We start from the raw sequence: 18,876 nt of genomic DNA, 5'->3' as shown, positions 1-18,876 counted from the left end.
AGGTTCAAGAGTCGGCGCCATCTCCCACGACCTGCAGTCGCTGACCTCTTCCTGCCAGCGCTCAGGAGCGCCGGATCCGGAGGACACCATCGTGACTGTGAAGAGAACACATGCATGCGCAATCGGTCGTCCGCAACGCATCGCCGCCGGCACGATCGCCGGCTGGCTGGCCATCTGCGCCTTGGCCGTCCCGGCTGCACACGCCGGGCCTCCGCGTGGGGCCTGCAGCAACCCTGAACCAGGGCGCCCTGCCATCAGACCGTTGCCCTGGGCACAGGATCTTCTGGAGCCGGAACGGGTGTGGCCCCAGACAATCGGGGCCGGCGTGACAGTGGCAGTCATCGACTCCGGTGTGGACGCCGATCAGCCCCAGCTCCGCGGCAGGACCTTGCCCGGTCGCGACTTCTATCTCGTCGGCCAACTGCCCGGCAACTACGACTGCGCATCACACGGCACCGCGGTGGCCGGAATCATCGCCGCCGCTCCGACGACCGGCATCGGCTTCCATGGCGTTGCGCCAGGAGTCAAAATCCTGCCGGTCCGCGTCACTGACCGCGAGGCCGCCGAAGGAGAGTCCAGCCGGACAGTGGATCCGGATGTGCTGGCACGCGGCATCGTGTACGCCGTCGACCAGGGCGCCAAGGTGATCAACCTGTCGATGGCAGGCAGCCAGAACCGCCGACAGGTTCGGCAGGCCGTCGCCTACGCAGTGCGCAAGGACGTAGTGGTCGTCGCATCCGTCGGCAACAGGCAGAGCAACCAGGCTGAGTCGCTGCCGTCGTACCCTGCATCCTACCCAGGCGTTCTGGGCGTAGGAGCGATCGACATCGCGGGTGCTCGAGCCGGCGGTTCGCAAGCAGGATCGTATGTGGATCTTGTCGCGCCAGGTGACGGCGTACTGTCCACCAGCCGGGTGACGGGCCACATGTACGTCAGCGGGACCAGCTTTGCGGCCCCCTTTGTTTCAGCGACGGCCGCCCTGGTCCGCGCCGCCTGGCCGAAGCTCACTGCTCCGCAGGTGATCGAGCGCCTGCGCGCGACCGCAACTCCAGCGCGAGGAGGGGCGGGCAGTGCGGCCTACGGTGCCGGAATCGTCGACCCCTATCGAGCCGTTACCGAAGGGATGCCCAGTCGGACGGTAGCCGTCCCGGCCGCCGCTCCCGCAGTGCCGGATGTCCAAGAGCTCGCCGCCGCCGCATGGCGACAACGGACCGGCGACGGCGCGCGGGGAATGACCATCCTTGCTGTCGCGACTGCGGCTCTCCTGACGGTGCTCGGCGGGATTCTGGTAGCAGGGCGGCGGCGAGGATGGCTTGCAGGACGTGCGCAGATCGGCCTGCCCTCCGGAAAGCCTGTCGTCGAGGAACTGCCGGAGAATCTGTTCAACCGGCAAGCCTGAACGCGACGGAGCCTCGGTCGACCATCGACCGAGGCTCCGTCATCGTCGGGCTAGAGTCCGCTGAGGATCCCGAAGATCTGCTGACCCGCCCCGCGAGCCATCTCGTCGACATTGCTCCCCTGCTGGGCCAATGCCAACTGGTGATGTGCGTTGTCCTCGACGCGCAGGTGCCGGGCTCGCACCACTTCATGAGCCGCGTCGAAATGCTGACTGGTCCAGTCGTACGTGCCCATCCGTTCCAGGCCGACCACGTTGTTCTGACTTCCAGTGATCTTCGCCTGCGCCCAGTTCTGCTGCTCGGTCACGTTCTCCGGCAGCAGGACATGGTTGACGTAGAGCTCCATGCCCATTGCGGCACTCCTTTCTGTGCTTCGGCCTTTCGGCCCTCGGACTCTGTCAGCCGTTCAGGTTGATCAGCAGCGCGCTCCGCGCCGCTTCTGCCGTGCTGTTGTGCAGATGGCCGATGTAGTTACCGGCATCGGCCTCTGCCCGGATGTCGGCGATGTTGCGGGTGGTCCCGTCGCCGATTCCTTCATTCGTCTGGAACATCGCCATCAGAGGCGCGTCACGGATCGCATTGCTGGCGTCCATGATCGTGTTGTCACTGCCTCGAAGGTTGTCCTGGTGCTCGTCGGCGAACACGTCGAACTGCGTTCCCATGCCGTGAATGATCGAATCGCCGAAACCCTGGATAAAGGGTGCGTTGGCCATCCTCGGTCTCCTTTCTGATCGGTTGTCCGACCGTTCCACGCTAGGAGCCAGGCACGATCCGGACCGCGCCGCGGCACCTTCCTGCCAAGGCCTGCAGGGAACTTCGCTCGCGAGCGACGATCGGCACAGCGTTCCAGGAGAGGTGGGCGAACATGTCGACGATGGTGGTACGACGGCCGGACCGGCGGCCGGGACCGGATCTGCCCGGTGGCGAATTGTTGCTGTCGGCACCTCCTGAGGTTCCCGAACCGGGTGGCCGGCAGTGGGCCCAGGCCCTGATGGTGCTGCCGATGATCGCGATGATGGGCGCGATGATGCTGATGTTCTCGGGCAGCATGAGCGGCGGTCTGCGCTACGCGGTCTACGGACTCTTCGGCGTCGCGTTCGTCGGCATGATCGTCGGTGGTCTGATGATGCGATCCGGGGGCGGCGGCAAGGCAGAGATGGGTCACGCCCGACGGACCTATCTCCGCGGACTCGCCCAGCATCGGACCCGTCTGACCAGATCCGTCGACAGCCAGCGCGAAGCCCTCCAGTACGTGCATCCGGAGCCGGACAGCCTCTGGGCGTTGGCCGCGAGCCACCGCTTGTGGGAACGCCGGCGCGACGACGAAGACTTCGGCGTGACCCGGATCGGAGTTGGTCCGCAGGCTCCGGCCATCGGCATCGTTCCGCCGGATACCCAGCCCCTGGAACGCCTGGAACCCCTGTCCGCATTGGCATTGCGGCGCTTCGTGTCGACCTACGTGACCATCCCGGAGCTCCCCGTCGCCGTCGCCATCACCGGGTTCGCGCGCATTCACCTCACCGGTGATCGCGAGCGGACGAACGGGCTGGTCCGCGCCATGCTGGCCCAGTTGGCGACGCTTCATGCACCGGACAACCTGCGGATCGCCGTGGTCACGGATGTGGATCAGGAGTCCGAGTGGGACTGGGTCAAGTGGATGCCCCACGCACTCCATCCCGAGCGGACCGATGCACTGGGTGCGGCCCGCCTGATCGGTCCGTCGATCACCGCCGTCGAGGCCATGCTCGACGATCTGCTCACCGGCCGTCCACGCTTCGATTCCGACGGTGGATACAGCCCTGCCGGGGTACACATCGTCGTCGTGCTTGCGGGTGGAGATGTCACGGGCTCGGATCACCTGTTGGCCGATCGCGGACTCGACGGCGTCACGGTTCTCGATCTTGTCTCCAGACCACCGCGGTCACTGGATGCAAGCGCGATCGTGCTCGACGTAGCATCCGATCGCGCCTTGCACGCCGAAACCATCGACGGCGACAGCCTGCTGGGCCGAGCCGACGAACTGTCGGTCGGTGCCGCGGAGGGACTGGCGCGGCAACTCGCTCCGTTGCGCCTCACTGCCGGAGTGCACAGTGACCAGCCACTGACCGCCGACCTCGGACTGGGTGAGTTGCTGGAGCTCGGGGATCCGTACGAGTTCGACCCCACCGAAACCTGGGTCCAGCGTCCGAGCCGCGACCGGCTGCGCGTCCGGTACGGGCTCCGTGCCGACGGGCTGCCGATCGAGCTCGATCTGAAGGAATCCGCACAGGAAGGCATGGGTCCACACGGCCTGCTGATCGGCGCCACCGGTTCCGGCAAGAGCGAGCTGTTGCGGACGCTTGTCCTGGCGCTCGCGATCACCCACCCACCGCGGTCGCTCAACTTCGCGCTGATCGACTACAAGGGCGGTGCAACGTTTGCCACCTTGGACAAGCTGCCACACACGAGCGCGGTGATCACCAACCTGGCCGACGAATTGGACCTGGTCGACCGGATGACCGACGCGATCAACGGCGAACTGATCCGCCGGCAGGAGCTGCTCCGCGACGCCGGCAACTTCGCCTCGCTGCGCGACTACGAGAAGGCCCGGCTGGCCGGCGCCCCCCTGCCCGAGGTTCCGACCTTGCTGGTCGTCTGTGACGAGTTCAGCGAACTACTCAGCGATCGGCCGGACTTCATAGACCTGTTCGTCCAGATCGGGCGGGTGGGCCGATCCCTGGGAGTCCATCTGCTGCTTGCCAGTCAGCGGCTCGACGAAGGGCGGCTGCGTGGCCTGGACGCACATCTGTCGTTCCGTATCGGCCTGCGAACCTTCTCCGACATGGACAGCCGCACCGTGCTGGGTGTGAATGACGCCTTCCTGCTGCCACGGGCACCAGGACACGGCTTCCTGAAGGTCGGGACCGAGCAGATGGACCGGTTTCGCTCCGCGTACGTCTCCGGCGTCCACCGGCGCCCGACGGCAGATCAGCTCCCGGTGTCTCCGGACAACTCACTGGTCCTGCAGGAGTACGTCAGTGGATATGTGTCTCCGCCGGCGGAGCTGGAGGCGCCGGAACCGCACCGAACCGACGACGCATTCGACCCGAGCGTCGGCGAGACCTTGCTGGACATCCTCGTCGGCCGGATGGCCGACCGAGGTGACCCGGCCCATCAGATCTGGCTGCCACCGCTGGGAGCGTCGCCCTGCCTGGACGAGGTGCTCGGATCACCACGTCTGGACACCGAGCGCGGTTTCGTTGCCGGCGACCTGCGACTCGCCGGCAGCCTGTCCGCGCTGGCCGGGGTCGTCGACCGCCCACTCGAGCAAAGGCGCGATCCGCTGTTGCTCGATCTGTCAGCCGGCGGTGGGCACGTCGCCATCGCCGGCGGTCCGCAGAGCGGCAAGAGCACCACGATTGCGTCGATCATCTTGTCGCTGGCCCTGACACACACGCCGACCGAGGTGCAGTTCTACTGCCTCGACTTCGGTGGCGGCGTGCTGGGTGGCTTACGTGGCCTGCCCCACGTCGGCGGCATCGCCGGCCGCCAGGACGTCAACGCCGTTCGGCGGACGGTCTCCGAGGTCTCCAACATCATCGCGCAGCGCGAGCGCGACTTTGCCCAGCTGGGCATCGACGGCATGAGTGCCTATCGCGACGGGCGCCGGGCCGGGACCGTTCCACCGTCACCGTACGGCGACATCTTCCTCGTCATCGACGGCTGGGGAACGATCCGCAACGACTTCGAGGACATCGAGCTGTTGCTGGCCGACATCGCTGTCCGCGGCCTCGGGTACGGCGTTCACCTGATGATCAGCACCGCCCGCTGGTTCGACGTACGGACCAATGTCCGCGACCTGTGCGGCACCAAACTGGAGCTCAAGATCGGTGATCCGATCGATTCGTTCCTGGATCGGCGCGCCGCACTCCTGGTTCCGGACAAGTCGCCTGGCCGCGGCATCCTCGCGACGCGGCACCAGTTCCTGGCCGCCAAGCCGCAGATCGCCGGCTCGGAAGGCATGGCGGCGGTGGTCGAGCACATCGCGGCGGCCTGGAGCGGCGAACCCGCACCTCCGATCCTGTTGCTGCCGGGCGAGGTTCCGTTCGAGCAACTCGACGGCGCGAGCAACCGTGAGGACGGCCTCGCCGTCGGTGTGGCCGAACGGGACCTGTCGCCGGTCCGGCTGAACTTCGCCGAGGATCCCTGCCTGATCCTGCTCGGCGACACCGCATCGGGGAAGAGCGGATTTCTTCGGACGGTGGCGAGGAGGGTCCAGGAGGTCTACACACCGGCCGAGGCGCGGATGCTGGTGATCGACCACAGACGGAGCCTGCTCGGTGGCATCGAAGGCGATCATCTACTCGGGTACGGAAGCAGCCAGCAGTCGACTCAATCGCTCGTCATCGAGGTCAGCCAGGCGCTGGCCGAACGACTGCCTGGGCCGGACGTGACGCCTCAGCAGTTGCGAGAGCGGTCCTGGTGGCAGGGACCTGAGCTGTTCGTCCTGGTCGACGACTTCGATCTGGTCGCCACCGCGGAAGGGCATGCCTTGATGCCGTTGCTGCCATTCATCCCGCAGGCCGCCGACATCGGTCTGCACGTCATCGTCGCCCGACGGACCGGCGGCGCCGCGCGGGGCTTTTTCGAGCCGATCATGGCGCGCCTTCGCGACATCGCCTCACCTGGCCTGCTGCTGTCCGGAAGCCGCGACGAAGGCCCGCTGCTCGGTGGGCTCCGGCCGCAACAGTTCCCACCAGGCCGGGGCCGCCTGATCAACCGGCAGGGCGTGGCCCAGCTCATCCAACTCACTCTGCCCCCTACTACCTGATCGCCGGCAAAGGCGCAGGAACACCGAAGAAGGGAGTACCCGATGGAGATCGAACGCACCGAGATGAAGAACATGGAACTGTTCGGCTCGACGGCGGACGCCTACGTCGCCGAGGCCGGCCGACTGGCCGGAGCTGCCCGAGCACTGCGCGCCGCGCCTCAGGGCGTCGGACAGTTGAACAACGCGATGGAGATGCTCCAAGGTCTTGCCAAAGCCCGCGGGACGGCGGCGGACGAGGTCGACAACATGGGCACCGGAATGATGTCGTGGAGCGGCATTACCCGACGGATCCAGAACATCCATCTCGACACGCACAGCAATGCGACGAGGATGCTCGGCGACGTCATCAACGCCTATGGCGATGTCGACGGGTTGGGTGCCTGAGATGCCCGGCCCGACGTATGAATCGATGGTGTTCGGCGCCGACCCGAAGACGCTGGCGCAGAAGTTCGTCGACATCATGACCAGCGAGGCAACGACGATGGCGGCGCTGGATGCCGAAGCCAAACTGTGGAGCGATGCGGTCGCCCCCCTGAACGCTTCGGTGGCGCAGATCCGGAGGGTCGTCAACCTGCTGCACGACAACTGGTCGACGACCGGCGTGGCGGACCTCTACGGTGCGACCGTCGAGCGCAGCACGAAATCGATCAGCGACAGCGCCGACAACATGAGCGGCGGCCCGGCCGGAGGGCCGTCACAGGCCGCCGGTCCTGCATTTGCGGTCGGGGTGGGTACGTTGAGGTCGAACGTGGAAACGGTGAAGACTTCCGCAATCAATGCGAAGGCGGTAGCCGACGCCTACTCGCCTTCAGTCGACCTGGGCGGAGGCAACGCACACGAGGAGGCACAAAAGCAGCTCGCCGACATGATGCTGGCCGTCGCCCGGCAGATGGATCAGCTGAGCGCGCAGTACCTGCAGTTCGTCCAGACCGGAGTGGCCGTGGCGGCCGGAGTGAAATGGACCGGCCCGCACAGCGATGTTTCTGGTGGGGGGTCGCCCGGAACCGGGCCGGGGGGTACGCCGACGACGGCTCCCGGGACAGCACCTGGCGATGCGCCCGGAGACGCACCCGGAGACGCGCCGGGAGACGCACCTGCCGGCAACGAGGCGCCGGCCGACGAGGGGGCCCCTGCCGGGGAGCAACCGGGAGGTCCGGAGTTGTCAGGGATGCCGCCGGCGACGGCCACACCGCCGCCGCTCACGCCGTTGCCGCCAGTTACGCCGAAGCCACTCACGCCCATCACACCGCTACCGCCTTTCGTTCCGACGCAGATGAAGCCGTTGGCCCCGATCGGCTCGGTCGGTTCGGCGCGTTCGCCGTTCGGAACCGGCGGTCTCGGTGGCGGAGCAGGCGGAGCAGGCAGAGGCGGGATCGATGCGCCGAAACCGGGCGCGCTCAAGGGCTTGGATCAGCGACTCGGGCAGATCCCGTCAGTGGCAAAGACTGGGATGGCCGAATCCATCGGGAGTGCGGGCACTGCTCCCGCTCTGCCTGGGACTACCACAGGCGCGGCCGGAGGAGCTACCGGTGGGGCGGGCGGCATACCGCCGATGATGCCGCCGATGGCCGGTGCCGCCGGCGGGGCCGGCGGCCGGGCGGGCAAGCCTGGCGCCGGCACAGTTCGGCCGAATGGACGAGAACGTCACCGGACCGGTGGTCCGACTCCCGGCGTACCGGACCGGCTGCGAGGCAAGTCGACCAAGTCTCGAGCACTCCCTGGTGTACCGGTCGCCAAGACCAGCCGGCCGAAGCGGGACGAAGACGGGGTGTCGCAGAGCCTGCAGGTTCTTGACGAGGAACTGTGGACTGTGGACCCGGCAGTCGCGGACGAGCAGTCGAGACGTCGCCCGGCCAACTGACCACCGCCGTACGACAAGATGCCCCCGGCCACCACGGCCGGGGGCATCTTGCGGTGCCAGGAGCGGATCAGGGCGTCGCGCGCATCGCCCGTGGAGGATCGAGGGCAGGGCCTTGGGGAATTCGGCTGACCAGAGCGGCGGGGAGCCGGACTCCGGTCGCTCCTTCGTAGCCCAGCAGCGACAGGACATCCGGATCGGCCAGGGGGTAGGCACGGCCCATGTCGGTGACGAGGATGAGGGTGCCACTCGGGGCACGGTCGGAGGACATCACTTCGGTAAGAGCGGCGGCACCCGGAGGAACCACGACGCGGTCGGCGAGAAGAGTCCCTTCGGGGCCTCGTTTGGGGGTGACCATGGCGGGGTCGCGTGGGGGGAGGGTGGCGTTGACGAGGATGGTGGGGATGGTGGCGCCGGGTCTGTAGACGGCGCAGATCGTGCTGTTGTCGGCTGGACGGGCGAAGGTGGGGCGGGTTGCGGGGAGACGGCCGTCGGCGCCGGCGGGCACGGCGTCGGGCGGTGTCTGGACGCGGCCCAGGGAGGTCGGATTGAGTTCGAGGGGGCGCGGGGCCTTGCCCGCGTAGGCCTTTTTCAGGGGACCGTAGGTGAGCTGGATGGAGTACTGAAGGTCGGTGAGCAGCAGTAGGCGGTCGCGATCCGCCAGGTAGTACTGGCGAGCGCCTGCGCTGCCGACCATGAAGAGTTCGCCGATCTTGGTTTTCCGGTTCGGGATTGCGGTGGACGGCGCGCCGATGCCGGCGATCCGGAGGGGAGTCACGGGCTGGCCTTCGGGGAGGCCGTTGACGAAAGCCTGTCCGACTCGCGCCCAGCCTTCGCCGCCCAGGGCAAGACCGGCCTGCAGCGCGACTGCTTTGTCGAGCTTGTGGCGGTAGCCGTCGTTGATCATGTACTGGTCGCGGGTGCCGATCACGGTGACGAGGAGGGCGGTCGACCCGAGCGGCTGTGCGGATGCCGGTTGCGAACCGACCAGGAGGACGGATTCACTGGTTGGTTCTCCGGTTGGATCGATCATCGGTTGCGAGCACAAGGTCCAGGCGCCGGCAAGCAACTGCTTGGCGGGCGGCAGCGCGTCGGGCGCATCGACGATGCCGATCCGTGGGCCCCTGGGAGCGTCGCGGAGCGAGCGTTGGGATACCCGGCGGCTTTCGACCTTCTTGCCTAAAGCAAGTAACGCGGACGCGTAGTTGGCGACAGGATGGAGCCGGCCGCTCAGGTAGACGTAGCGGGTACCGGTCTCCTTCTCGATGATCACAGCGTCACCGGCCCGCCAGGCCTTGTTGCCACCAGGTACGACGAGGCCGTACACGAAAACGCCGGCCAGCGCCACGATCGCGATGACCGCGCTACCGATCGCGGCCAGGAAGGGACGACGAAAGGGTGGCTGCTCGGGATCGGTCTCCCGGGTCACCAGCGCGGACACCATTCGCTGGCCGAGAAACTGGTGTGACTGCAGTTGATCCTTACGCGTGGCCATCTCAACCGCCCCATCCCCGGAGCCGGCCGTAGAGGCCGAGTACTCCGCACACAATCGGTATCAAGGTCAACATCACCAGGAGGTCGAGGATCTCCGCCGCTCTGCTGAAATAGGGGCTCGGTGGCCGTTCGCTGTAGCGCAGACCGATCACGATCGATCCCGCCGCGAGCACCACACCGACCGGTACGACAAGGTCGACGGCAATCACGCCGATGATCAGTGCGGTGATCCCGACGGCACCGGCAACCAGCCAGGTCAGACGTTGCTTGACAATCGGGTACAGCCGGGCGCGGATCAGACAGAGCGAAGTGAGCAGAGCGGTCAGGATCGTGGCGGACCGGCCGTCCTCGCGTGCCACCAGGACCAGACACACGCTGCCGGCGATCGCCGTGGCCGTGAGCATTCCGGTCAGCAGGTCGTCGGCCCGGACCACCGCGCCGTAGACATGAGCACGTGGCGGCTGCGGGTCATCGCGGACCAGATCGGCCGTGGTGCGCGGCAGGATCGGCATCGGGACCCTGCCGAGCCGGATCGCGAGTGGCCCGAACATCGGCGACACCGCGATCAGTGCGGACGCACAGATCGCGGCGACATCAGCGCCGTTCAGGGCGTCCGACGTACCGGTCCAGCCACTCAGAATGCCTACCAGTCCGGTAGCGACGCCGGTGACGAACAGAGCTGCTCCATCGACGACGCCGACCAGACAGATGGCCGCGACCAGGAACAGTGCGGCGGACCCCGCGAGTACTTGGGGCGCTCCGAGGGCGGGCCAGCGCCCGTCGCCGCCGAACAGCAATGCCCCACCAAGGAATCCGGCCGGCAGCGAGAGGCCACCTGTCACGACGCCCGCGCCAGAGTCTCCGACCGCGCGAGCCAGCACGACTCCTGTTGCTGCTAGCAACAATGCGAGCAGCAACAGGCTGCCGCCCGGACCGGACCAAGGAGCGCCCTCGTGAAGAAAGGTGAAGCCGAGCACACTGATCGCCAGCGCGGCGGCACCAAGGCCTGCCATTCGCGTGTGCGCCGGTCCCCAGGCCGCTCCCAGCCGACGGGATCCACCGGCGATCGCGTCCACGAGATCGTCGTACTCGAGCTCCGGCCAATCCGTCCGCCGAGGAACCAGATACAGGATCTCGCCGTCCCGGACGCGGTGCGAGCCGACCGTCCGCCCCAGGCTCAGCTCGGCGCCATCCGCCCGGCGCAGTACCCAGCCTCCATCGGCGACGCCCTCGTCGGCGAGCTGCTCGCCGGCACGGACCAAGAGGCCGGGTAGTACTTCGGCGACGGAGGCCTGTTCCGGTAGCGCCAGGTCGAGCCGACGTCCTGGCGCATCAATTGTCACCCGGACCAGTCCGGTGATGTTCATCGGCGTTCTCCCAATCCTCGCGCCGTTGTCTGCACTCGACTCAGTCTTGGCTCGGGTGCCGGCGTCGCGCGCGCTGCGGCAGGTTCATGCCGCCCGGGGCATCGGCGGCAGATCGGTTCCTACGGTGTGGAGGACGAGACGACGAGGAGGTCAGCCGTGCCGCACGAAGCTTTGATCCTGCCGATCGGACATGATCTCGGTGCCCGATCGGCGGCGCCCGACGTTCGGCTGCAGCAGGTCCGGGTGGGTACGGAAGTGATGGAGCTGACCAGCTCCGAGTACGTCGTCTGGTTGCTGGCCCACAGTTTGGACGAGGACGCCCCGCTGACACAGCGATCACTGGCGGAGGCGGGAGAACGCTTCGGGATCGGCCGCGCCGAAACCACCGCGACGATCGAGCGCTTCGTCGGTGACGGCCTGCTGGCCGAGGTCGTGCCTGGCGGAGAATCCGCGCTCTCGTTCGCACGCCGCCATCGGCTGACTCCGCTGTTGTTCGGGCTCGGACCGGACCCCGACAACGTCGGGATGCTCCTGATCGGCTTGCTAGGTCAGCCGCTGGCGCAGGTATCGACGCCGCTGTACGACCTGTGGACCTGGGCACATCTCAGCCCAGAGTTGTGGCAGGCCTGCGAAGTCGCAGCGGAGGTCGCTCGACAGCAGGGGGTCACGGATCCCGAGGAGCTCGATCCCGAGCTCGTCCTGGGCGGTGTGCTCGGCTCGTTGCACGGTCTGTTGCGGGTTCGTGCGGCGTACCTGGATCGGGGGACCTCCGGATGACCACAGTGATCTTTCCCGTCGGCCACTACACCGGCGCCCTACCGGCGGCCATCGGTGGACCCAACCACGTCGTCCGCGTCGGCATGAAGCAGCACCGCCTGACCGATGCCGAGTTCGGGGCCTGGATGCTGGCCCATGGCCCTGCCGAGCCCAATGCCATCCCCTGGACCCGGAGGCGGATAGCTGCCGAAGCGATGCGGCTCGCCATCGACATCGACCCGGACCTGCTCGGCGGCCTCGAAGCCCGCGGACTGGTGTTTCCCGTCGATCCCGCAGACCCGGGAGTGGCAGAAGTCGCACGGGCATATCGCCTCGAGGCCCTGATGATCGGCCTGGGAGACACCGTGGAGCACCCTGGCCACCACCGGATCGGAGTCCCAGAAGCCGGAGTGATCGCCGTACTCGATCCTGACAGTTATGAACTGTGGCAGTGGGCGGCGACGACGCCGAGCCTTTGGGCGTACTGCCAGCTCCGGTCATCAGTCGCCGCGAACGAGGATCCGCGTGGCGCGGCCGATCGGGTGTTCCAGGATCTGCGGACGCTGATCGTGCATGGGTGCGGTTATCTCGATGTGGTGCGCTGAAGGGGTGCGAGGATGACTCTGATGGCTGAGATTGCACCTGATTCGCTGATTCCGCGGGCCACCGGGCCGGTGGCGCGGATCTTTCTGATGCCGCCGCGGGACAGTGGGCCGCCGACCATTGTGAAGGTTTATCCGCGGGGGCTGGATCGGCGGACTTTCAATGCGGTGGAGGTTGAGCAGGCGAAGCTGGCGGGGTTGCGGGTGGCTTCTTCGGTCTTGCTGGCTGATGGGGTTGAGGAGCTACCGGACGGGCGGACCGGGGTGCGGATGGAGTTCTGTCCGCAGTCGCTGGTGGAGCTGGCTGGGGGGCGGGGGCTGCCGATCGGGGATGTGGTGGTGCTGGGGCAGATCTTGGGGTCTGTGCTGGCGGAGGCTCATGAGGGTGGGCTGGTGCATGGTGGGGTGACGCCCAGCAATGTGCTGGAGCGGCCGAACGGGCAGCCGGTGCTGGCGGATTTCGGGATGGCGTTGCGGTTGCGGTTTCCGCGGGACCTGACGGGAGCGGCGGCGTACACGGCTCCTGAGGTGTTGCGGGATGGCGAGCTGTCCGAAGAGGCTGACGTCTACGGGCTCGGCGCGGTGCTGTACCTGGCGTTGACCGGGCAGTCGCCGTTTCCGACGCGGCCGGGTGAGACGCCGGACGACGTCGTACTGCGGGTGTTGCGGGAGCCGGCTCCGGAGGTGTCGGGGCGGGATGTGCCGCCGGCGTTGACGGCGTTGTTGCGGCGGATGCTGGCGAAGGATGCGGGGACGCGGCCGGACGCGGCTGCGGTGGTCCGGGAGTTCGAGACGTTGCTGCGCGGTACGACGGATGCCGCGGACGAGCTGGATTTCGACGACTTCCGGGATGAGCTGGCGGCCGGGCGCAGTGTGCCGGTGGCGACCGCCTCGGCTCAGCGTGCGCGACGCCAGTGGAAAGCGCCTCGTAAGGAGGTGCTGATCGGAATCGTCGCGGCTATTGCATTGGTGGTGCTGGTGCCGATGTTGCTGCGACCGGGCAACGAAACTCCGGCGACGCAGCAACCACCTGCCCCGTCGGCGCCGCCCGCCTCACAGGCGCCGCCGGTGACCGAGACGCCGCTGATCCAGCTGGAACCGCCGCAGGACAAGGGCACCACGGTGCTGCTGAAGTGGTCGTTCTCGAAGCCATTGACGTACGCCGTCTTCGTCGCGGAACAAGGCGCGAAGGCACCACGGGCGATGTACCGGGGAAGTGGGACCGCGCTGACTGTCCAGGTCAGTCCAGGACTGAAGTACTGCTTCGAGGTCCAGGGCACCGACGGACGTGAGGTTTTCTACAGCAAGCCGCGCAGCATCCGGGATGCTACCTGCAAGAGCTAGTGGACGCAGTCTGGACCGGTCCTGGACCACGCACCCATACTCTGTGAAGGTGAGGCGACCCTCGATGAAGCTGACGAAGCTCTTCCGCCGCTCCGACTCGCCGGAAGGCAGCAAGGGCCGCGCCGGCCTGGCCGCTGTGGTGGCAGGCTGTGTCGCACTGACCAGCGTGGTCGTGCTGACCGGCGCCGGCGACCCGAATTCGGGATTCAAGTTCACGCAGTCCGGTCACTGGATCTACAACAGTGCGATCGGACGTGTCTTCCACCTGGACAGCGCGACGCTGAAGGTCGATGCCCAGGTCCCGTTGACCACCGGTACGCCGGGGGCCCAGGTCGTGCAGACCGACACCGACGCGTATGTGCTGTCGAAGTCCCGGATCGACAAGTTCGGCAAGTCCGACCTGAGCGTGGCGGAGCCGCTCGACGCACCGACCGGGCAGGCGGTCGGTCTGGAGGCCGCCGGGTCCGCCTTCGCGATCTATCAGGAAGAAGGCCGGGTGATGCGCCTCGGCAAGCAGCCGGCGACGGCGTTCCTGGGCGTGCCGCTCGGGGATCCGGTGGTGACGTCGGACGGCACGCTGTGGGTGCACCGGGTCGAGGACGGCGGTCTGTGTCAGCTGCCGCTGACGGTGGACCGGATGTCCTGCCCGGCCACGGTCCAGAAGGGGCACAAGGGTGCGCTGACCGTGATCGGCAACAAGGCCGTGTTCGTCGATCTGACCGCCGACCGGGTGACCGACCTGACGCCGGACGGGTTCGGGTCACATGTCGACCTGAGCAACGACGTACCGGAGTCGGCGGTGGTCGCCGCGAACGACGTCGACGGGCGGATCGCGTTCCTGGACCGCGATCAGAGTGCCGTGCTCCTGATCGGGCTGCCGGACAAGCCGGGGCAGAAGGCGGACGCGCCGATCGTCACCAAGCTGCAGAAGGGCAACTACGACAAGGTTGCCTCGTCCGGGCACGGCCTGGCGGTGCTCGGCCGCAAGAGCTCCGACCTGGCCACCGTCGACCGCGACGGCCACGTCGGCTACCGCAAGATCGAGAGCCACAACGAAGACGACAAGGTCAAGCACGAGCCGAACCTGTTCCGCGGCGACGACTCCAAGGTGTACGTCGAGAGCGGTAAGGGCGACCAGGTGGTCGTGGTCGATGAAGACGGCAAGGCCGAGCCGGTGAAGATCGCCACTGACGACGACGGCATCACCCACAAGCCGACGAAGCCCCCGACACCCCCCAAGCCGAAGCAGCCGGACAACAAGCCGGACGTGCCTGTGCACACCCAGGAACCGCCGGAGAAGAAGGACCCGCCGCCCGCGAAGGTGGATCCGCGGGACCGCGACAGGCCCGACGTACCGGAGAAGAAGGATCCGCCGCCGAAAATGGATCCGCCACCGAAGAAGGACCCGCCGAAGAAGCCGACGGTCCAGGCCGGTGTCCCAGGTGCGCCCAGCGGAGTGAGCGCGAAGCACGGGACCGACGGGCCGACGGTGAGCTGGCGAGCGGCAACGGCGAACGGTGCCCCGATCACGGCGTACGTACTGAGCTGGTCGGGTGGTTCGAAGACGGTCAGCGGCAGCACCCGGTCGACGCTGATCACGGAGCTCGCGGGCCGGACCACGGCGTACACCGTGACGATCCGGGCACGGAACCGGGTCGGCCTGGGGCCCGCCGTACGGACGGGCCAGATCAAGAGGCAGTACGCCGAGGCCGAGTCGCCGCGCGAGATCGTGGTGAGCAAGGACGGTACGTCGGGACAGCTCACGCTGGCCTGGGACCGGCCGACGATGGGTGACGGGGTGTTCGTGCGGTACACCGTCAGCATCGGGTCCGCCACCGCCAAACCCCGGGTGAACACGACCACCACCGAGGCCACGGTGACCGGGCTGAAGGACGGTACGAAGTACCTGTTCTACGTCCGCGCGATCACCAGGGCCCCGAACGGCGACCTGCTGAGCGGCAAGTGGACCAGTCTCACCGGGTCGCCGCTCGGCAAGGACGAGCGGACCAAGCGGGTCGTCGCCTCCCGGGGCGCAGGCACCGAGTACGACGACTGCCAGCCACCGGAGTGTGCCTTTATCCAGGTGCGGATCGAGAACCTGCGGCCGAACACCCGCTACACGATCGTGCCGTACGTCGACAACAAGAAGTTCAACCCCGGTGCCACCCTCACGACCGACGGCGAAGGGCACATGCTGGTCGACGACCGGTTCCCGTGCGGCATGGTCGGCAAGCAGGTGTATGTCCTGGTGTCCCGGTCGGGCGAGACGTACAAGTCCAACACGTTCACCTGGAAGTCTGGCTAGCGTCCCGGTGCCTGCGTAGGTTGGCGTGCGACCGGCAGGACCACGCCCATCTTGCGGAGGCACCCATGACTGGAAAGCTCACTCGACGACAGGCACTGCTGCTCGGCGGCGGTGCCGTCGCCGCGTTGGCCTCGGCCGGCACCGCGACGGCGGCCGGGGCCTGGATCCGGCTCCCCGTGGTGACCGCGAACATCGGCCGGGACAACCTGGGCGCTCGCGAGGCCGCGATCCGGGACGTCCGGAACGCCGACCCCGGCAACCGCCCGTTCGTCGGCTGGCAGGAGATTCGCGAAGGTGACGACGGCGAGCCCGCGATCATCTCGCAGTACTTCGGGGATCTCTACCAGAACGCCTTCTTGCACCACGAGAGCTCGTACCGGGTACCGATCTCGGTCCCGCAGCCGTGGACCGTGATCAACTCCCGCGCCACCTTCGTGCACGGTGGCATGCAGAACATCACGCCGCCGCGCTGGATCAACGAGGTCGTCGTCCAGCACACCGCGGACCCGGCGCTGGTCTTCACCCTGATCGACAGTCACTACATCTACGGCGCCTACAACGGCCCGCAGGAGGTGTCCCGCCGCGACGAGTGGGACCTGCACAAGCAGCGCCACCGCGAGCGGGTGATGGCTCATCACAACAACGGCCGCCTGGTCATCTGGACCGCCGACACCAACAACCCCAACTACGGCAACGCGACCGGTCAGGCCGGCGAGCGCAAAGCCTTCGCCGGCGGTATCGACCGCATCAACTGGCTCCCCGGCGACGGCTCCGTCGAGCTAGAGCTACTGTCCACCAAGGTCATCCCGATGCACGTCGACGGCCACGACGCCCGCGCCGCCATCTTCCGGATCCGCTCCGTCTAGGGCTCGCTCCGCTGCTCGGCCAGGAGTTTGAGGCGGTGCAGAGTCTCGGTATTACGGGCCGAGAGCAACAAATCTGCCGCCTTGTCCGGCAGCAACGTGGCCGGGCCGCGGACCGCCTTCTCCGTCATCACCACCCGGCAACCGTCCGGGCCCTCGGTGACGCAGAACTCCACATCACCCTCGCCCACCGGCCACGCCCGGACCCGCAACCGCAGTCGCCGCCCGGCGTCGTACTCGACAGATTCAGTCGTGTCGTCGATCAGCAGCGGCCAGGCCCCGACCGAATGATGGATGATCCCGCCGGGCTCCGGCCAGGGCGCGTCCACATCACGCACCCTGGACGCCCCGACCACCCAGGCCGCATACCGCCACCCATCGGTCAGGATCGCAAACACGTCCTCAGCCGAAGCCGCCACCACACACTCGTTCTCGCTCACCTACCCCCAGTACCCCGCCCTACTCACTCAGCACGAAGGACAGCACGTAGCCGCCGACGCCTCCACCCCCGCACGCCTACACGCCGCCCCGAAACAGGCGATCCAGGCACTACCTCCTGTCGTTCGTGCACCCGCCAAAAGTACTGCCGCTGCGGAGCAGTGTCCGTTTGCTCAGGAGACTCCAGCTGCGGCTTGGACGTCGTCTGGGAGGAGTTCTCGGAGTTCGGTGGTGGTTGGCATGCGGCCGAGGAGGCGTAGGCGTTGGGACTGGGCTTTGCGCATGCCTTCGACCAGGCGGCGGGCCTCGCGGGCGTTGCCGAAGTTGGGGCCGCCGGCGATGCGGTCGAAGTACGACGTCAGCGGCGCACCGGCCGCCGGATCGAGCAGGTAGTCGCCGCCGGCGACCATCCGGTCGGTGATCAGGAGCAGTTCCTCGGCGGAGTAGTTCTCGAACTCGATCGTCTTCGAGAACCGCGATCCCAGGCCGGGGTTGGCGGCCAGGAAGTCGGTCATCTCGACGGTGTACCCGGCGACGATGATGGCGATCTCGTCGCGGTGATCCTCCATCAGCTTCACCAGGACGTCGATCGCCTCCTGACCGAAGTCACCGCCGCTCCCGGCCGAGCGTGACAACGTGTACGCCTCGTCGATGAACAGCACCCCGCCGAGCGACTTCTCGAACACCTGCGAGGTCTTCTCGGCCGTGTGCCCGATGTACTGCCCGACCAGGTCCCGCCGCGAAACCTCGGTGAACCCACCGTCCGGCAGCACGCCGAGCGCCTTCAGCAGCTTCCCGTACAACCGCGCCACGGTCGTCTTCCCGGTCCCCGGCGCCCCGGCGAAGATCAGGTGGTGGCTGACTGCGCCAACCGACAATCCCGCCGTACGACGCCACTCGTTGACCTGGATCTCGTCGACCAGCGCCCGCACCTCCGCCTTCACTCCCGGCAACCCGACCATCTGGTCGAGGTCCCCGAGCAGCTCGTCGATCGGACCACTCGATGCCGCCGTCAGCGGGCTCGCCTCGATCACCTCGACCGCTGCACCAGCCGCGATCTGCACAGCGGGTTCGGCCGTGTTGGACGGTCGCAGGCCCTCGATCGTCCCGCCGCACCCGGGTCCCACCGTGACCGCGGGGCCACGGGTGTCGTGCACGCTGACCCGCCGGATGACCGGCGTACTCCCGTGGGCGACGCCGATCCCCTCGGCGCCGGTGTTCGCGATCTCGAGGTCGGTCAGCGACGGCCGGCTGTACTGGTAGACGTAGATCCCGCGTCCGCCACACCCGCTCACCGCGCCGCCAGTGACCGCCGGATCGGCACCCAGCGCAAAGACCATGCCGTCACCCGACACGTCGCGCACCACCGTCCCGGTGATCTCGCCGCCCACGCCCTCGACGATGATCCCGGTCGCGGCACCATTCACGGTGCACTGGTCGATCCGCAGCCCCGGCCCCGCGTGCACACTCACCGCGGGCCGCGAACCACCACTGATCGTGCAGCCCACCAGGCTGAGCGCCGTGCGCCCCGGCCGAAACCGCAGAAAATAGGCCGCGCCGGCCGCAAAATAGGTGCGGGCCCGCGCAACCGCCACCCCCCCGCGCGGGGGGCCCGCCCCCCCCCCCCCCCCCCACACCACCC

Annotated in this window: 15 protein-coding genes; 9 read left to right on the top strand and 6 right to left on the bottom strand. The window is 67.7% G+C overall.

Going from position 1 to position 18,876, the window contains the following annotated elements; genetic code table 11:
* Positions 1-91: 91 nt before the first annotated feature.
* Positions 92-1,399 (top strand): type VII secretion-associated serine protease mycosin, encoded by a 1,308-nt coding sequence (mycP, locus tag ACFCV3_RS08210; protein WP_376027467.1) that lies wholly within the window; start codon positions 92-94, stop codon positions 1,397-1,399.
* A 50-nt stretch (positions 1,400-1,449) separates the two neighbouring features.
* On the opposite strand, the gene ACFCV3_RS08205 is transcribed toward mycP, so the two are convergent.
* Together ACFCV3_RS08205 and ACFCV3_RS08200 are read right to left on the bottom strand one after the other, a co-directional pair.
* Positions 1,450-1,749, bottom strand: a complete 300-nt coding sequence (locus ACFCV3_RS08205) for a hypothetical protein (protein WP_376027464.1) — start codon at positions 1,747-1,749, stop codon at positions 1,450-1,452.
* Positions 1,750-1,795: 46 nt separating this feature from the next.
* Entirely contained in the window at positions 1,796-2,110 is a 315-nt protein-coding gene (locus tag ACFCV3_RS08200; protein ID WP_376027462.1) for a hypothetical protein, read from the bottom strand.
* Positions 2,111-2,262: 152 nt separating this feature from the next.
* On the opposite strand from ACFCV3_RS08200, the gene eccCa reads away from it, so the two are divergent.
* Genes eccCa through ACFCV3_RS08185 form a run of 3 tightly spaced genes read left to right on the top strand, consistent with a single transcriptional unit; the run spans position 2,263 to position 8,068 of the window.
* On the top strand, positions 2,263-6,207 hold the full coding sequence (gene eccCa, locus ACFCV3_RS08195) for a type VII secretion protein EccCa (RefSeq protein ID WP_376027460.1): 3,945 nt from the start codon (positions 2,263-2,265) through the stop codon (positions 6,205-6,207).
* 42 nt (positions 6,208-6,249) lie between these two features.
* A complete protein-coding gene (locus ACFCV3_RS08190; RefSeq protein WP_376027458.1) occupies positions 6,250-6,591 on the top strand; it encodes a hypothetical protein in 342 nt (113 codons plus the stop codon).
* Position 6,592: 1 nt separating this feature from the next.
* A complete protein-coding gene (locus tag ACFCV3_RS08185; RefSeq protein WP_376027456.1) occupies positions 6,593-8,068 on the top strand; it encodes a hypothetical protein in 1,476 nt (491 codons plus the stop codon).
* A 67-nt stretch (positions 8,069-8,135) separates the two neighbouring features.
* Here ACFCV3_RS08185 and eccB read toward each other — a convergent pair whose 3' ends face one another.
* Both eccB and eccD read right to left on the bottom strand, forming a co-directional pair.
* Positions 8,136-9,560, bottom strand: a complete 1,425-nt coding sequence (eccB, locus tag ACFCV3_RS08180; protein WP_376027455.1) for a type VII secretion protein EccB — start codon at positions 9,558-9,560, stop codon at positions 8,136-8,138.
* A gap of 1 nt (position 9,561) precedes the next feature.
* Complete coding sequence (gene eccD, locus ACFCV3_RS08175) at positions 9,562-10,926, bottom strand: type VII secretion integral membrane protein EccD (RefSeq protein WP_376027452.1); 1,365 nt, start codon at positions 10,924-10,926, stop codon at positions 9,562-9,564.
* Between the two features lie 156 nt (positions 10,927-11,082).
* On the opposite strand from eccD, the gene ACFCV3_RS08170 reads away from it, so the two are divergent.
* The 5 genes from ACFCV3_RS08170 (at position 11,083) to ACFCV3_RS08150 (ending at position 16,799) form a co-directional block, all read left to right on the top strand.
* Positions 11,083-11,703, top strand: coding sequence for a hypothetical protein (locus tag ACFCV3_RS08170; protein WP_376027450.1), 621 nt, complete (start codon positions 11,083-11,085; stop codon positions 11,701-11,703).
* A complete protein-coding gene (locus ACFCV3_RS08165; RefSeq protein WP_376027448.1) occupies positions 11,700-12,287 on the top strand; it encodes a hypothetical protein in 588 nt (195 codons plus the stop codon). Before ACFCV3_RS08170 ends, ACFCV3_RS08165 begins: the two co-directional genes overlap by 4 nt.
* A 21-nt stretch (positions 12,288-12,308) precedes the next feature.
* Positions 12,309-13,628 (top strand): serine/threonine protein kinase, encoded by a 1,320-nt coding sequence (locus ACFCV3_RS08160; protein WP_376027446.1) that lies wholly within the window; start codon positions 12,309-12,311, stop codon positions 13,626-13,628.
* A gap of 64 nt (positions 13,629-13,692) precedes the next feature.
* The gene (locus ACFCV3_RS08155) at positions 13,693-15,933 is read left to right on the top strand and encodes a fibronectin type III domain-containing protein (RefSeq protein WP_376027444.1); all 2,241 of its coding nucleotides are present in this window, start codon (positions 13,693-13,695) and stop codon (positions 15,931-15,933) included.
* Between the two features lie 65 nt (positions 15,934-15,998).
* Complete coding sequence (locus tag ACFCV3_RS08150) at positions 15,999-16,799, top strand: hypothetical protein (RefSeq protein ID WP_376027442.1); 801 nt, start codon at positions 15,999-16,001, stop codon at positions 16,797-16,799.
* Here the strand turns inward: ACFCV3_RS08150 and ACFCV3_RS08145 are convergent.
* Positions 16,796-17,236 carry an SRPBCC family protein gene (locus tag ACFCV3_RS08145; RefSeq protein WP_376027439.1) on the bottom strand — a complete coding sequence of 147 codons (441 nt, stop codon included), beginning with the start codon at positions 17,234-17,236 and terminating at the stop codon, positions 16,796-16,798. The genes ACFCV3_RS08150 and ACFCV3_RS08145 overlap by 4 nt on opposite strands.
* Before the next feature lie 171 nt (positions 17,237-17,407).
* Positions 17,408-18,829: an AAA family ATPase gene (locus ACFCV3_RS08140; RefSeq protein ID WP_376027438.1), complete on the bottom strand. Its 1,422-nt coding sequence runs from the start codon at positions 18,827-18,829 to the stop codon at positions 17,408-17,410.
* Between the last annotated feature and the right edge of the window lie 47 nt (positions 18,830-18,876).

Source organism: Kribbella sp. NPDC056345, from assembly GCF_042262745.1.
Lineage (GTDB): Bacteria > Actinomycetota > Actinomycetes > Propionibacteriales > Kribbellaceae > Kribbella.
This window is presented reverse-complemented; position numbering and strand designations above follow the sequence as displayed.

Excerpts from the sequence above, each read along its gene's own strand:
- ACFCV3_RS08185 (WP_376027456.1), top strand. The coding sequence starts at position 6,593 with ATGCCCGGCCCGACGTATGAATCGATGGTGTTCGGCGCCGACCCGAAG.
- ACFCV3_RS08200 (WP_376027462.1), bottom strand. The coding sequence starts at position 2,110 with ATGGCCAACGCACCCTTTATCCAGGGTTTCGGCGATTCGATCATTCAC.
- ACFCV3_RS08190 (WP_376027458.1), top strand. The coding sequence starts at position 6,250 with ATGGAGATCGAACGCACCGAGATGAAGAACATGGAACTGTTCGGCTCG.
- ACFCV3_RS08205 (WP_376027464.1), bottom strand. The coding sequence starts at position 1,749 with ATGGGCATGGAGCTCTACGTCAACCATGTCCTGCTGCCGGAGAACGTG.
- eccB (WP_376027455.1), bottom strand. The coding sequence starts at position 9,560 with ATGGCCACGCGTAAGGATCAACTGCAGTCACACCAGTTTCTCGGCCAG.
- eccD (WP_376027452.1), bottom strand. The coding sequence starts at position 10,926 with ATGAACATCACCGGACTGGTCCGGGTGACAATTGATGCGCCAGGACGT.
- eccCa (WP_376027460.1), top strand. The coding sequence starts at position 2,263 with ATGTCGACGATGGTGGTACGACGGCCGGACCGGCGGCCGGGACCGGAT.
- ACFCV3_RS08160 (WP_376027446.1), top strand. The coding sequence starts at position 12,309 with ATGGCTGAGATTGCACCTGATTCGCTGATTCCGCGGGCCACCGGGCCG.
- ACFCV3_RS08155 (WP_376027444.1), top strand. The coding sequence starts at position 13,693 with ATGAAGCTGACGAAGCTCTTCCGCCGCTCCGACTCGCCGGAAGGCAGC.
- ACFCV3_RS08150 (WP_376027442.1), top strand. The coding sequence starts at position 15,999 with ATGACTGGAAAGCTCACTCGACGACAGGCACTGCTGCTCGGCGGCGGT.
- ACFCV3_RS08165 (WP_376027448.1), top strand. The coding sequence starts at position 11,700 with ATGACCACAGTGATCTTTCCCGTCGGCCACTACACCGGCGCCCTACCG.